Here is a 15241-nt window from a genome sequence, read left to right as displayed (position 1 = left end):
TTTTTCACTAAATGAATTTAAAATTTTTTGTAAATTTTGTTTATAACACATTTGCAACTTAACAGCCTTTTATAGGGACCGTCTTTATAATCAATGATTTCATTTGTATTATGATTATAAAACCTTCTCTATAGCTGTTATATGCTTTATAACCGTGGCATTATGTTTCATTTTCATATTCATAAGAGGAATTGAAAAATGGTGAACAAAAAAAGTTTAAACAAAAAAGAAAATTTTGCTGTTTGTGCACATCATTATAATGCGTTAATACTAAAAAATGCCTCATTTAAATGCCCATCCCGGAACAAGAAAAAGAAATAATAAGTTTGGGAGAAGGTTTATATCTGTGTAAACATAGTGATGAGATATTATTCACTTGTTTGGAATGTATTATTTGGCTAATTTAAAAATTGTTTATAGTGTGTAGTATATCGTTTTAATAAAGATTTTACTGTAAAATTGGATTATCTAGCAGAGCTGATAAAAATAGTTGAATTATCTATAGCTTTTAGGTCTTCAAAGATTTTTCATTAAAGAATCCTCCTTAAAACTTCATTGATGGCTGTTGAGCAGGTGTATAATGATGTGTTGAATTTTTGTTGGTGTGGATTACAGATATCTACAGTTAAAATTCTTATTTAGAAGTGATGATATGAAAGATTCTTATAAACAAAAAGTTCTGGCATCGAGGATTGATGCGAGAATACGGCGTTTAGTAATTTTAGCTCTTGCAGTGGGGAGTTTTGCTATTGGTACTGCGGAGTTTGTTGCAATGGGGTTACTGCCAGAGATGGCACGAAGTTCGTATGTTGATATTCCTACTGCTGGTCGATATATTTCTGCTTATGCATTGGGAGTTGTGATTGGAGCACCTCTTTTGGCTGTTGTAACAGCTCCGGTATCACGTAAAACTGTTTTAATAGGGTTGATGTTTTTTTATGCATTAGCAAATATTGCCACTGCCTTTTTTTCTGATTTTAGCCTATTAGTCGTATTACGTTTTCTCAGTGGTCTTCCCCATGGAATCTATTTTGGACTTGCGGCTTTGATTGCTTCTTCAATGGTGGAAATAAATAAACGTTCTAAAGCTGTTGGATCTGTTATGCTTGGTTTAACAATTGCAACCGTTTTGGGAGCTCCAGGGGCTACTTGGATTGGCCAACTTATTGGTTGGAAGATTGCTTTTATCCTTGTGGGTATGATTGCTTTATTGTGTTGTTTGCTTCTTTGGAATTTTTTGCCTTGTGATTCAAGTACACCAAAAACAAGCCCTTTACGTGAAATGAGCGCATTAAAGCAAAAGCAGGTGTGGCTTCTTTTGGCAATGGTTTCGGTGGGAGCAGCAGGATTATTTTCTATTTTCACTTATATCAAATCAACATTAATGCATATTTCGGGTGTACCACTCGAATGGGTACCATTTATCATGCCATTGGTTGGATTGGGGATGGTGGGAGGAAATCTTTTGGGGCCTAAGTTGGCTGTTAAAATTGGCATTTCGCCGATGATATTTTTTTCTATGCTTTGGAGCGTTTTTGTTTTTTTTCTTTTTTTCTTTTTTTCTTATGCTTCGTTAACAGCAACAATAGGATGCTTTTTGGTTGGTACTTCTTTTGCTGCTATGCCTTCTATACAAACAAAAATTATGGATGTTGCAATACAGGGACAGATTTTGGCAGGAGCATTAATGCAGTCTGCTTTTAATATTGCCAATGCTCTTGGTGCGGAATCTGGAGCATTGGTTTTAAAATTTGGCTATAGTTATGAATATACAGCTATTTTAGGGAGTGTTTTAACTTTTTTAGGGTTAATGATTTTTTGTGTCTCATGGTCTATGGAGAAGCATGCTTAATATTTTTTTCTTTTGAATGAAGAAAGCATTTTTATGTTTATTTAATTATTAGAATGTCCTGTTGGATTTTTTAATATGCAGTAAGAAATGCGCAGCGCTAATGGGATAGCAAGAAAAAATAAAAGACCAATAAGTACTATAAGAAGAGTTTTGGCGGCTAAGATCATTCCTATTGTTCCTCCAGGATTAAAGAGACCGGCAAGATTGGTGACGATTCCTGCTAGAGTTGCACTTAATGCAGCTGAAAATAGTTGTACAGAAGTAAGGGATTCGCTAGCACGTAGTGCATCTTCGTTATTTGCACATTGTAAGATTCGTGTGAGCAAATGTGGCCATGCTAAACCTGCACTGATTCCAATAGAGAATAGTGCTAAGCAGATAATAAAAATATATTCAAGTGTGGAAACTTCTGTTGGAATCAGCCATAAAAGGGTAGCTATACCTAACAATTTTAATAGGGGGGAGTACACAATGATACTGCGAATTTTTTTGGCTGATACACCAGCACTTGAGAGGGCGCCACATGTCCATCCTAAGCTCATAAGTGCTGCTATATAACCAGAAATAAGTGGCGTTTGTCCATGAAGCTCTTGAAGAAAAAGAGGAAAATAAAATTCTATACTATATACGATTGCCGTCATAACAAGTATTAATGCGTAAACATGAAAAATTTCCGAAGAGAAAGAAAAAGATTTGCGTGGCAACATAGGATGAAGACTAGATGACTCGATTTTTGCTAGAGCAAAGAGAAGACTCAGTCCGATAATTAATCCACAAATTTTTGCCATTGTAGTGTCCATAGCTCCTCCAACGGAAATGATAAAAATCAATAAGGTGAGTGTGAGAAGCTGGAGAAGAGGGAGGGGGGGGACTGGAACATAGTTCTCATTCTTTTTGGGTAAAGTTTTAAAAGCTATGAGTGAGAAAAATATAGCTAATGCTCCAATGATCCAAAAAGATGCTCTCCATATGCCATAATATATAGAAACTCCTCCGATCGCTGGTCCTAACAAGGTTGATATTCCCCACATTCCAGAGATAATACTTAATGCGTGTGACCATAAAGATGGATTAAAAATAATACGTACCATGGAATAGGATAGAGACAACAAAGCACCACTTCCAAATCCTTGAATAAAACGTCCTATTAAAAATAATGGCATAGATGAAGAAATGCTGCACATGAAGGTACCTAGGGTAAAAATAAGTCCAAAGATAACATAAGTATTGCGAGGACCTAGTTTCCCTAATATTTTTGTTGCAAGTGAGGTACCAAGGAGTGAAGCTGTAATAAAGACAGTCGCTACCCAGGAATAATATATTTTATTGCCAATATGATTCATAAGAGAGGGTAAAATAGTAATAACACTATAAACATTGGTGGCGTGTAATACAACACCGCCTGTAAATGTCAAAAAGCAGAGACCATTTTTACCTAACAAGAGCGCAGACCAGTTTTGTTTTTTCACTGTTTTTGCTACTTAAAAAATTTTACTCTCTTCCCACTTATAAGACAGTTTTTTAAATTTGCCAAGAGAAATTCAAAGCTCTATTTAGAGCTTTGAATTTTATTTAAATAATAGTTTAATTGCTCATGGCTTTTTTGAGATTTTCATCAACTTTATCAAGGAAACCTGTTGTAGAAAGCCACTTTTGTTTAGGCCCAATTAAGAGCGCAAGATCTTTAGTCATAAAACCTTCTTCAACGGTTTTAATACAAATTTCTTCCAATGTCGTGGCAAAGTTTTTTAATTTCTCATTGTTATCCAGTTTGGCACGATGTGCCAATCCACGTGTCCACGCAAAAATAGAGGCAATAGAATTTGTTGATGTTTCGTCACCTTTTTGATGTTGACGGTAATGGCGTGTTACTGTTCCATGTGCTGCTTCTGCTTCAATAATTTTACCGTCAGGTGTCATAAGAACAGAGGTCATGAGACCAAGAGAACCAAAGCCTTGGGCAACAATATCAGATTGAACATCACCATCATAGTTTTTACATGCCCACACGTATCCACCTGACCATTTTAATGTAGAAGCAACCATATCATCAATGAGACGGTGTTCGTAATATAATTTACGATTTTTAAATTCATTTTTAAATTCTGTATCAAATATTTCTTGAAAGATATCTTTAAAACGACCATCGTAAATTTTTAGAATGGTATTTTTTGTTGAAAGATAAACGGGAACATCCCGCTGTAGTCCATAATTAAAGGATGCTCGGGCAAAATCGCGAATTGACTCATCAAGGTTATACATCGCCATGGCAACTCCTGCGCTTGGAGCATCAAAAACATCATGTTCAATAACTTGATTATCATCACCTACAAATTTAATACTTAATTTTCCTTTGCCTGGAAATTTAAAATCTGTTGCCTTATATTGATCACCAAAAGCGTGACGTCCGATAATAATTGGTTTTGACCAATTAGGAACAAGGCGAGGGACATTTTTACAGATAATGGGTTCGCGAAAAATCACTCCTCCTAGAATGTTGCGGATGGTGCCATTGGGTGATTTCCACATCTTTTTTAGGTTAAATTCTTTAACGCGTGCCTCATCAGGTGTGATGGTTGCACATTTTATACCAACCCCATATTTTTTGATAGCATTGGCAGAATCAATAGTTACCTGATCATTGGTTGTGTCTCGATTTTTGACGGAAAGATCATAATATTTGAGATCAATGTCGAGATATGGATGGATTAATTTATCTTTGATATATTTCCAAATGATGCGGGTCATTTCATCCCCATCAAGTTCAACAACGGGGTTTTCTACTCTGATCTTTACCATTAGAAGTCCTTTTTCTTTTAAGTGATATTACTTTATATCACTTAAAAGTTTATAATGAAAAGGGAAAACAAAGGAAAAGAGTATTCAAATATGGGCATATGATCAATAGAGTATAAAATTTTGTTGGAAAGGTTAATTTTTGAAAAGAAGTGATGTGGTTACAAACCTGTAGTTATTGTATGATTGATGAGAAGCTTGTTTGATAAAAATAAAATAAGTAGATTACTAGGTAACAAGTGTACATCTTTGTTATCAAAGTTTTATTTAATAAGTTAATCGTATTCTAAATTATGGTTTCTTGAGCTTTTGTGTTCGGTAAATAAGCATTTAATTTTTATATTGCTATTTCAACACTAAAACGACGGTCTGTTAAAACACACTTTAGATAAATTCCAGTTTTGAAGGTTGATAGAAATGTACAAATAACAACGCTGATATTAATTTAAAAATAACAGCAGATACATGAATATGATTTATATAAAAGAGAATTTTCTATTATTTATTAATCTCTATTTTATTAATTGTGCATAACAAAATACTCTCCTCGAAATGGAACAAAAAAACTAATCACATTACAATCCCTGTACCCCTTTTACGAAGAGATCCCTTTAAAAATCCTACTCCTGAACCTTTATCATTATCCCGCACCTTAAAAAAGGCCGATAAAATCAATAGATTACGTATGATAAAGAGATATATGGTACGCCCAAGGGGAATCGAACCCCTGTTTCCGCCGTGAAAGGGCGATGTCCTAACCGCTAGACGATGGGCGCAAACCAATGATGAAGCTTATAGAGAGGATCTTTTTACTTCGCAAGCCCTCTATGTCGTTTTTTTTGAAAAAATGTGTTTTGTTGAATAATTTTTGCGCGGCTCTTACTTTGGGTCATTTTGTTTTCTAAGATTTTTTGTAGAAAAAATATAGAATTATCATGGTTGATAAAAAATTTAATGTGAGCGTTATCTCAGTGAATAATATTTTTATTGATTTTTAGTTTGAGGAGTAGGCGAAACTAATCAAAACACCATTTAAATATGTTTATTTTTTGCATATTTTATCGTTTTGTTATTTTATGTTTACACATGAAATAAGAATATTATTTAACTTGTTGAAGAGAGGTTTATACAGAAGGCTATTCATTTGAGCTGATCAATAAAGCGAGAACTGTAGAATTTATGAAGCAAAAAGTCGATATTGATCATCAAATTAAAAAATAGCGCGAATCATATCAGAAGGAGCTTCCAAGCATAAGTTATAGGTTCTTTTCAGTTTAGCAAACTATAAAAGAGAGTCTCTGATAAATATGAAAAATATTAAAACGATATTAAAACAAGTGTCACAGGATATATTAAAAATTATTTTTTTTACATCCTTACTTTTAGATATCGGAAAATTTATAATTAAAAGCTTTTTATTTGTTCTTTCACTTATGTGACAAGGTTTTTTTATGCTGCGTCATTTTGACGTTGCTGTTTTGCTTGCTCGATGACATTCAAAAGATCCGATTGTAACCAACGAGATAAAAAACCAAATTTTAAAGGTTTTGGGAGAGAGCCATTGGTAACATGACGGCGGAAAGTTGAGACACTCATATGAAGCAATTTTGCACTTTCACGGTCAGTTAAAAGAATATCATTTTCGGTCATTTTAAAATCCTTTCATTCTCAAAAAATAGAACCAAATCATGCCTATTTATTAAGCACATTTTGGTTTGTTTTTGAAGGTATTTTATTTATAGAAAACAATATCTTATCATATAATTTGTGATGTGATAAATTATGCTTCTTATTGAGAGCGAATGAGAGAGAAGAGAGAGAAAGTTATCCACAGATCATGGGGTTATGCACCCCATATCTTAAGATTGACCAGTGATATAAGCGGCCCATTTATCCATATAGACACGGCGCTGTTCTAGATAGTCAGTCCGATGATAGGCACGCTCTACTTTGCCGCCTACCGTATGACTTAGAATAGTTTCAGCGACCTCATAGGGGGCATCGGTTGTTTCAGCAAGCCAATTGCGTAAACTAGAGCGAAAGCCATGGGGGCAGGCGTTCAGTCCAGTTTTTTGCATATCGTACATATATTGAGACATACACTTCTCACCAAGCGCCCCCCGACCTGTTGCAGAAAAAAAGAAATCATTGCGTGAAAGCGAGCGCGCTTGTTTCAAAATGTCTAATGCTTCAGAAGATAAAGGCACGCGAAATTCTGTTGTAGCATCACGCTTTCCTTTCATATTTTCAGCAGGAATAGTCCATATATCCCCATCAATTTGATCTTTATGAATATGGCGTATAGGATTTGTACGAACCCCTGTCAGAATAAGCAAACGCAAAGCCAGTTGTGTGGTTTTTGTTGTTTCGCAAAGTGTTTTATAAAAAGTCGGAACCTTTCTCCAATCCATAGCTGGAAAATTTTGCGTTTTATGGCGTTGTTTGCCTAAGAGCGCGCGTGCTTTTGTTGTTGCTTGTAAATCAACATCCAATCCCAGTGCAGCCGCATGTTTAAGACAAAGATTAAGACGTATCAATGCTGCTTGTGCTGCTCCAGCTTTTGTATGCCAAATAGGAGCGAGGGTATTGCGTATCTCTGTTTGGGTAATCTCTGAAACGGGTAAACAACCTAGTTTTGGTAAAATGTGAAGTTTTAAGGGTACAAACCAGTTCCCATTCTTACCATCTCCTTTTAATTCAGCTTTACGACTTTCAAAAGCATCTAGTGCAATATCTTTTAAATAATGGAGATTGCTTATTGCCTCACGCTTTTGTTTTTCACGTTCTTTAATGGGGTCACGACCCTCATGCAAAACAGAACGCCATTGATTTGCCAATTCACGGGCTTTTTTTAAAGAGACATGTCTTAATGCACCCAAACCCATTTCACAACGGCGCCCGTGAATGGTATACCGTAAAATCCATTGAGCACCACCATCTTTACGCTTGTGAAGAAGCAAGCCGGCGCTATCATTATATTTGCCAGCCCCCAATGTTGCGACAGATCTTGCATTAAGACGGTTCATAAGAGCCATTTTTAGTCCTTTCTTATATAAATTTGATCCACACATTCATCCCGCTTGTAACGTGCAAGCGAATGGTTTTGATTGATTCAAGATAAACCGCTTTGAAATGAGACAATCTTACGTTATTCGGGACTCTCATTCAATATGCAAAACAGTAAATTATCATTATAAATCAATATCTTGCTCTTATTGGGAGGGGGCCCTTTTATTTGAAAATAAATCAGCTTAGGTAAAGGCTTGATTTAAGTTCTTATTATTTCAATTCGATAGTTTTTTAGGGATGCTAATGTATTTATGTTAAGGTAAAATATTCGAATTTGTTCTGCATATTTATAATATTTTGGAATTATAATGTATACACATTAAGTTTTTATGTATGTTCTATCCTGATATATGAGAATGTTAAGATTTTTTCATTCTTTTTTGATAGAGTTCCGTTTTTGTAAAAAGATTTCTGTTTTTTGAAAACAAGATAATCTTTGTGGCAATTTGCATTTATCAGTTTTGCAGATTTTCATTCTGAATGAGATATTTTATAAAAGTCCTGAAATATTTGTATTATAAGGAATTTTGATTAAACAATTGGGGAGAGTTCTATTAGAGAAAATGGTGTGAATAGAGTAAGACATTTCTTTTGTTCGTATGGATATAAGTGCTCTTGGCCTTAATTGATATATCATTTCAAAGATTTTTTAATAAAGATAGGGATTAGTGATTCGATAATGGCAGAAACTTTAAGAGTTGGAGTGGCGGGACTTGGGACGGTTGGTACTTCAGTTGTGCGAGTTTTATGTGAAAAAGCCAATAGTTTAGCTTGTCAATGTGGGCGATTAATCAAAATCGTTGCTGTTAGTGCGCGCGATAAAGGCCGTAATCGTGGAATTGATCTGAGTGGTATAAAATGGTTTGATTCTCCTATCGAGATGGCAGTTTCTGATGAGATTGATGTTTTGGTGGAGTTAATTGGTGGTGAATTGGATGTTGTGTATATTGCTGTTAAGAAAGCGCTTGAGGTGGGACATCATGTTGTGACGGCCAATAAAGCTCTTCTTGCTCGATATGGAGTAGAGCTGGCTACAATTGCAGAAAAAAAAGGTGTTTTTCTTCATTTTGAAGCAGCCGTTGCAGGGGGAATTCCTGTTATTAAAGCGATGAGGGAATCACTTTCCGGTAATCACATATCGCGAATTTATGGTATTCTCAATGGAACTTGTAATTACATATTAACACGGATGTTCATGGAAGGTCTTTCATTTAAAGATTGTTTAGCAGATGCACAGAAACTTGGGTATGTTGAAGCAGATCCAACTTTTGATATTGAGGGAAATGATACGGCTCATAAATTAGCTTTGTTGACAAGTTTGGCATTTGGAACAGCTGTTTCGTTAGATGATGTTTATGTTGAAGGAATTCATAATATTTCGCAAATTGATATCCGAGCGGCTGATGAATTGGGATATCGGATTAAGCTTTTAGGGATTGCATTAAAAACGGATGCTGGAATAGAACAACGTGTTCATCCTACAATGGTTCCAACATCTTCAATGATTGCTCAGATAAATGGTGTAACCAATGCTCTTTCCATTCAAAGTGATTTATTAGGTGAATTACTATTTTCTGGTCCTGGTGCTGGAGGAATGGCAACAGCATCAGCCGTTATTGGTGATTTGACAGACATAGCAAAAGCACGTTCTGGTTTTCATTATGCACCTGTTTTAAGACGTCCAGCTTTAGAACTTGTTCCTCATAAAAAAGCACGTATTTCGCGTCATGCAGGCGGTTATTTTATCCGTTTAAATGTTCATGATCGCGCTGGTGTTTTTGCTGCGGTTGCAAAGCATATGGCTGATAATCACATTTCATTGGAGTCGATTGTTCAAAGACCTTTTGTAGAAGATCAGATTGAGAAAACAATTATTTTAATCACGCATGAAACAACAGAAGTGGATGTACGACAGGCACTTGCAGAAATCGAAAAAGATGGACATCTTATTGCAAAATCTCAATTCATTCGTATTGAACGTATGGCAGAGAATTGATAACCTGCTTTAATAATAACAAAAAAAGACAAGTCTGAATGCTTTTATCTCTTGTGAAAAGTTTGCATTTTTGCCAAACGCTTTATTCTTAGTGCTTTAATAAGGACATATATTTTTTCTGGTATTCATTCGGTAGGATTTTTTCATATGCCCATAACTCAAAAGATTTTAAATAAACTTGATCGTAGTTTAACGCTTGAATTGGTACGTGTTACTGAACGTGCTGCTGTTGCTGCTGCCCGCTGGCGCGGACGTGGTGATGAAAAGGCTGCAGATCAAGCTGCTGTAGATGCAATGCGGAAGGAACTTAATCAATTGCCTATTGAGGGTACTGTAGTGATTGGAGAAGGTGAGCGGGATGAAGCACCTATGCTCTATATTGGAGAAAAAGTAGGTTTGAAAAATGGGTTGGCGATTGATATTGCACTTGATCCACTGGAGGGAACAACACTCTGTGCTAAAAATCTTTCGAATTCTTTGGCGGTCGTTGCAATTGCTGAAAAGGGTAACCTTCTTTATGCTCCTGATGTTTATATGAAAAAAATTGCTATTGGTCCTGGTTATCCAGAGGGAATCGTCGATATAGATGCTTGTCCTGCTGATAATATTCATGCTTTTGCAAAGGCTAAAGGAGTGGCTGTTAATCAAATTACTGTTTGTATTATGGATAGATCGCGTCATGAAAAATTAGTTAATGAAGTACGAGCAACGGGAGCGTCGATTCGCTTGATTGGTGATGGAGATGTTGCCGCTGTTATTGATACAACTGATCCAGAAGAAACAGGGATTGATATGTATATGGGGATTGGTGGAGCGCCAGAAGGTGTTTTAGCTTCTGCTGCTTTACGCTGCATCGGGGGACAAATGCAAGGGCGTTTGCTGCTTGATACAGAAGAGAAAATTGCCCGTGCTGCTAAAATGGGAATTAGTGATCCTAATAAGGCTTATACAATGGAAGAAATGGCAAAGGGCGATGTTTTATTCTCAGCAACAGGGGTGACTGATGGTAATATGCTTTCTGGTGTTAAATTTACTCCTCACTATATTCAAACGGAAACTATCGTAATGCGTTCTCATACGGGAACAGTCCGTAAGATTAAAGCAAAGCATAAAGATCATTCAAAATTTAATTAATGTTTTCTTTTTGTTGCTACTAAAAATTACACGCTTCCATGAAGGCAGATACATTCATGGAAGTGTTTATAAATATAAGAATATTTTCATATTATGAGAGTTGGACGGAATGTACCCAGCCATTTTTATCTTCTATATCTCCTTTTTGGAGGCCGACTAACTGTATACAAAGCCGCTTTGTAATTTCTCCAATTATCTCATTTCCGATAATAAATTCTCCCTCTTTATATCTAAAACGGCCAATCGATGTAACAACGGCAGCTGTACCACAAGCAAAGACTTCTTTAAGATGTCCACTTTCAGCATCTTCTTGAAGAGATTTAAAAGAATAAGGACGCTCTTCTATCTCTAATCCCATTTCTTTTGCCAATGTTAAAAGAGAATGACGTGTTATTCCTGGAAGAATTGTTCCAGTAAGTGGAGGCGTTACGAGTGTATTATTGTTCATAATAAAGCAGACATTCATACCACCAAGTTCTTCAATCCATTTATGTTCAACCATATCAAGGAAGAGTACTTGGCTACAATCATTTTCAATTGCATTTTTTTGTGCAAGTAGGCTCGCTGCGTAGTTTCCACCACATTTGGCAGCACCTGTTCCTCCTGGACCAGCTCGACTATAATCTGTTTCAATCCAGACGCTGATAGATTTTTCTTCTCCTTTGAAATAGGATTCAACTGGAGAAGCTATAATACAAAAAAGATATTTCTGGGAAGGGCGAACTCCCAAAAAGTTTTCATTGCCAAACATAAATGGGCGTATATAGAGGCTAATATTAGGATGATCGGAAACCCATTTTTGATCAATCTTTACTAATTGATGCACGGAATCTACAAAAATATCTTTTGGTAATGCCGGCATAGCTAATCGTTGCGCTGACTCTATAAATCGTTGGGCATTGGCATCGGGACGGAAGAGCAAAATGCGCCCATCTTTTGCTCGGTATGCTTTTAGACCTTCAAAAATTTCTTGCCCGTAATGTAAGACGGTACTTGCAGGGTTAATTTCTAAATTTTTGTATTGAGAAATAATAGGATTGTGCCAACCTTTGTCTTCAGTCCACTGAATAGTACACATGTGGTCTGTAAAAAATTGACCAAAACCAGGACTTTTTAGAATATTTTCACGTTTTTCGTCTGACAGAGGAGATGGGTGTTTTTCTATTTTAAATGGAAGCGACGATACGGGAGATTTCATAAGAAAAACCTTTTGAATATGTTTTATTTTTATTAATAAGAATAATGAGATATTCTGATCATAACTTTATTATTAGCAAATCCTTTGTGTCAATGTTTTTATTATAGAATTCAAAGGTTAGGGTAGATATCTTTTATTCTTGGTTCTTTTTCTCAACTTTATGAATTAATCTGGAACCTTTATCTAGAATTATCGTTTTTTCAAAATAATATCTGAATAATTTCGTATATGCATATTTTCTAGAATTTTAAAGGTAAGGGAATTGAGAAAAGGAATCCACTATGATTGATAAAAATTATCACACATATGAAGAACAACGTATGGCTACAGAAAGAAAAGATCGTGAACAGCGTGTTGCAATCGCTAAGGGAATTTTTGCTATTCTTCTTGCACTCGTTATTATCTGGTTTATTTTTGGTTTTTTAGGATCTTTTTTTGCAAAATCTCCTGAACATATTTCACATTATAACACTCCAGAGACAAGTCAGACCATAACAACGCCCAAAAAAGATTTAAACCCACTCCCTCCTGCATCTTATATCTATAAGGATACGCAGTGATTTTTTTGTAAACACCATTTTTTAGATGATCTAAAAATCAACATAGCTTAAAAAATAAAGTCAGCGCAAACACATAAGCAAAAAAAATGAGACAATTTTCATTTTTGAAGTTTTTGATCAATAATTAACTAGTATTAAAATAAATCATGCAACGGTTTTAATAACCGTTGCATGATCGGTTTAGCGTGTGATGAAGCAACTTCCACCGGAATTTTTAATGCTTTCACAAAGGGTTATGGCTTCATTACGGTTATGTGTTTGAATACGAACACGGTAATAGGTTCCCTTTCCTGGTATAAAAGCCGGTTGAATATTAAAAGGACGGTCATTGATAAGGAAGCCAAATTTAGATTTCATATTTTTCAATGAATCTCTAGCCAACTCATGTGTTGGTTGAGATGAAAGTTGTACGTAATAATTTTCTGAATTTTTTGGTACAACTTTGTTTGGTGATGTGGTGTGAGACGTGGTATGTGTTTCGATTTGTGCATTTCTTTCTGCATGAGAAGGAATTGGGATAAATTTTTCCTCAATATCTAAGTTAGAAGTATTTTCAGCTATTATTTTATCAATGTTATTTTTGAGATCATGTTCTACTTCTTGATCGTTTATATCGGAATCATGCGATGATACAAGGGGTGAATCTTGAATCTCATCAGGAGTTTGATCAATGATTTGTTCAGATTGAACGATAGTTTTGCTCTCTGTTTGATTCACGGGCGCTAATGTAACTGTACCATCTTGATTTACAATAACAGTTTGTACTTCTTGCGTGGGAATAGTATGATTGATGGCTTCTGTAACAGCCTTTTCAACATCAGATTCATGTGGTGAAGATGATGAAAAGTTGGAAGATGCTTCAGAATTTAATCGCTCTAAATTTTCAGGTTGTTCAGAGTTATCAATAAGAAATTGTTGTGTATTTTCTTGTTTTTCATTTTGTTCAGTTGTTTGTTTATAGATATCTAAATTATGTGCAATATTATTTTGGGGTTCAGTTGTTTCTGGTTTGAATTTAAAAGGTGTATTATCAGCGTGAATAATAACCGTTTCCTCATTTTTTTGTGATGGCGTAAAAAAATGAGAATAACCAGAAAAACCAATTGCTATTAAAATAAGAAGAAAAATACCTCTGATAAAAGTTTTACCAAAAATAAAACTTTTAAAGGAAGATGGAGATGATGGATGCGTAGAGACTTCATCTGAGTTTGTGTATGGCGAATTTTTGGTCAAAGAGGGAGAATTATATTCCATATTGCCAGTAGAAAAATAGCCGGCATTTTGTTCCTTAGAGTTTATATAAACACTCTCTTTTGAATTTTGTATAGTTTGATGAAAAACTTCATCAAAAATCTTATTTTTCTGTTGTTTTTGAGAAAAATTGTCGGTTGGGACATTTCCTACATTGAGCACATCAGCAAATTCTTCTTCTAAACTACCATTGGTTGCTATATCATATTCTGGGGCTTCGTATGGAATTTCTGGAACCATAATAGGGCCAGTTTTTTCTACGGTTTCCTCTGAAAATCTATAAGTATCAACATTGGGAGGAGGAGTATCTCTGTGCGTATAGTTATGAACAAAAGAGTTATCTGTTTGTTTTACATTAAGAGAGGCTGATGAAGAAAGAAACTGATCTAAATTATTTTCATTATATGAAACTTCTTTACTTTGATTAGAGATATTTTCAGTATTATTGATGTATTGGGCTTGAGCATCATTATAGGTTGGAATTTTTTCGCTATAAATTTCTTGTTGTGAGGGATTTTCTTCAAAAAAATAGGGATAATTGGTTGTATGATTTTCTCGTACTTCCTGTTTTAAATAAGGCTGTTTGTCAACTTGCGTAGAATCCGAAACAGAAGAGAAGTCACTTGTTGTTTTATTTTGGGCAGTGTTTTGTCTTTCTGAGACAGGATTAAAAGATGAGAAAAATTCATTTTCCTGCATAGGAGAAGAAACATCAGTATAATTTTTTTGTATATTCTGAGCTTTTAGCTGTTGTAAGGTTGTTGGTGAAAAGCGATTGGTTTGTTCAACAGCTTCTGTTGCATTTCTCTTATTTTCACGTCTTTCAGATTTATCAAAAAAGAAATTTTCTGATTCTGATTGTGAAATAGGATTACTTTTCGCAAAAAAAGAATCAGCACTGCTTGTTGTCATTTTCTGTTGCGGTGATTGATTTTTGGGGATTGGTAATGGAGAAAGCGCATCTAAAATTTGTTCTTCATCATGATTTATAGATGAAGGATATTCCTCTTCAGATAAATTATTTTGTCTTACATGGTTGAAAGAAACAGTTTGTGCAATATCTGAGGTTGGTGCGTTACTGGTTGTGTATAGGTTACATTGTTTTTTTTGATCATCAAATGGTAAGTTATGTGTTAAATTATATTTAAGTTCCTCTTCTAAAAAGGACAGATCAAAATCATCGTCATGGGATGATGTTTCAGGATGAGGTGTTGATCGATCTGTCTGTAAAGAAGTTTGCTCATTTGGGTTTCCGAGTTGTTTGTTCGGATTAAAAATGCGCGTAAGTCTTTCTAAAGAATCATGGTGTTCATGATCGTGTTTTGTTTCGTGCGGATTTTTGCGATCGTTATCGCTCATAGCTTTTCTCACATGGTGACTTGCAT

At 35.1% G+C, this 15241-nt stretch carries 10 protein-coding genes and 1 tRNA gene; 4 read left to right on the top strand and 7 right to left on the bottom strand.

From position 1 onward, the window contains the following. Nucleotides 1-652: 652 nt before the first annotated feature. On the top strand, nt 653-1852 hold the full coding sequence (locus MCY_RS02680) for an MFS transporter (RefSeq protein ID WP_007346828.1): 1200 nt from the start codon (nt 653-655) through the stop codon (nt 1850-1852). Nucleotides 1853-1893: 41 nt separating this feature from the next. On the opposite strand, the gene MCY_RS02675 is transcribed toward MCY_RS02680, so the two are convergent. The 5 genes from MCY_RS02675 to MCY_RS02655 all read right to left on the bottom strand — a co-directional run bounded on the left by MCY_RS02675 (nt 1894) and on the right by MCY_RS02655 (nt 7683). Then, complete coding sequence (locus tag MCY_RS02675) at nt 1894-3321, bottom strand: MFS transporter (RefSeq protein ID WP_007346827.1); 1428 nt, start codon at nt 3319-3321, stop codon at nt 1894-1896. Between the two features lie 115 nt (nt 3322-3436). Further along, entirely contained in the window at nt 3437-4651 is a 1215-nt protein-coding gene (locus MCY_RS02670) for an NADP-dependent isocitrate dehydrogenase (RefSeq protein ID WP_007346826.1), read from the bottom strand. Nucleotides 4652-5349: 698 nt separating this feature from the next. Continuing rightward, a tRNA-Glu gene (locus MCY_RS02665) sits at nt 5350-5424 on the bottom strand. 673 nt (nt 5425-6097) lie between these two features. Beyond that, nucleotides 6098-6298 carry a helix-turn-helix transcriptional regulator gene (locus MCY_RS02660; protein ID WP_007346825.1) on the bottom strand — a complete coding sequence of 67 codons (201 nt, stop codon included), beginning with the start codon at nt 6296-6298 and terminating at the stop codon, nt 6098-6100. Between the two features lie 209 nt (nt 6299-6507). After that, on the bottom strand, nt 6508-7683 hold the full coding sequence (locus MCY_RS02655; protein ID WP_007346824.1) for a tyrosine-type recombinase/integrase: 1176 nt from the start codon (nt 7681-7683) through the stop codon (nt 6508-6510). Nucleotides 7684-8396: 713 nt separating this feature from the next. Here MCY_RS02655 and MCY_RS02650 point away from each other — a divergent pair. Next, nucleotides 8397-9713 carry a homoserine dehydrogenase gene (locus MCY_RS02650; RefSeq protein ID WP_007346823.1) on the top strand — a complete coding sequence of 439 codons (1317 nt, stop codon included), beginning with the start codon at nt 8397-8399 and terminating at the stop codon, nt 9711-9713. A gap of 147 nt (nt 9714-9860) precedes the next feature. Further along, nucleotides 9861-10847: a class II fructose-bisphosphatase gene (glpX, locus tag MCY_RS02645; protein ID WP_007346822.1), complete on the top strand. Its 987-nt coding sequence runs from the start codon at nt 9861-9863 to the stop codon at nt 10845-10847. Between the two features lie 91 nt (nt 10848-10938). Here the strand turns inward: glpX and MCY_RS02640 are convergent, their stop codons facing one another. Continuing rightward, nucleotides 10939-12045, bottom strand: a complete 1107-nt coding sequence (locus tag MCY_RS02640) for a branched-chain amino acid aminotransferase (RefSeq protein ID WP_007346821.1) — start codon at nt 12043-12045, stop codon at nt 10939-10941. A gap of 281 nt (nt 12046-12326) precedes the next feature. On the opposite strand from MCY_RS02640, the gene MCY_RS02635 reads away from it, so the two are divergent. Continuing rightward, a complete protein-coding gene (locus MCY_RS02635; RefSeq protein WP_007346820.1) occupies nt 12327-12605 on the top strand; it encodes a hypothetical protein in 279 nt (92 codons plus the stop codon). 180 nt (nt 12606-12785) lie between these two features. Here MCY_RS02635 and MCY_RS02630 read toward each other — a convergent pair whose 3' ends face one another. Next, nucleotides 12786-15215 (bottom strand): SPOR domain-containing protein, encoded by a 2430-nt coding sequence (locus MCY_RS02630; RefSeq protein ID WP_007346819.1) that lies wholly within the window; start codon nt 15213-15215, stop codon nt 12786-12788. Nucleotides 15216-15241: the final 26 nt, after the last annotated feature.

Source organism: Bartonella rattimassiliensis 15908, from assembly GCF_000278215.1.
Classification (GTDB): Bacteria; Pseudomonadota; Alphaproteobacteria; order Rhizobiales; family Rhizobiaceae; genus Bartonella; species Bartonella rattimassiliensis.
The sequence above is the reverse complement of the archived record's forward strand: the minus strand, read 5'-3'. Positions and strand labels throughout refer to the sequence as shown.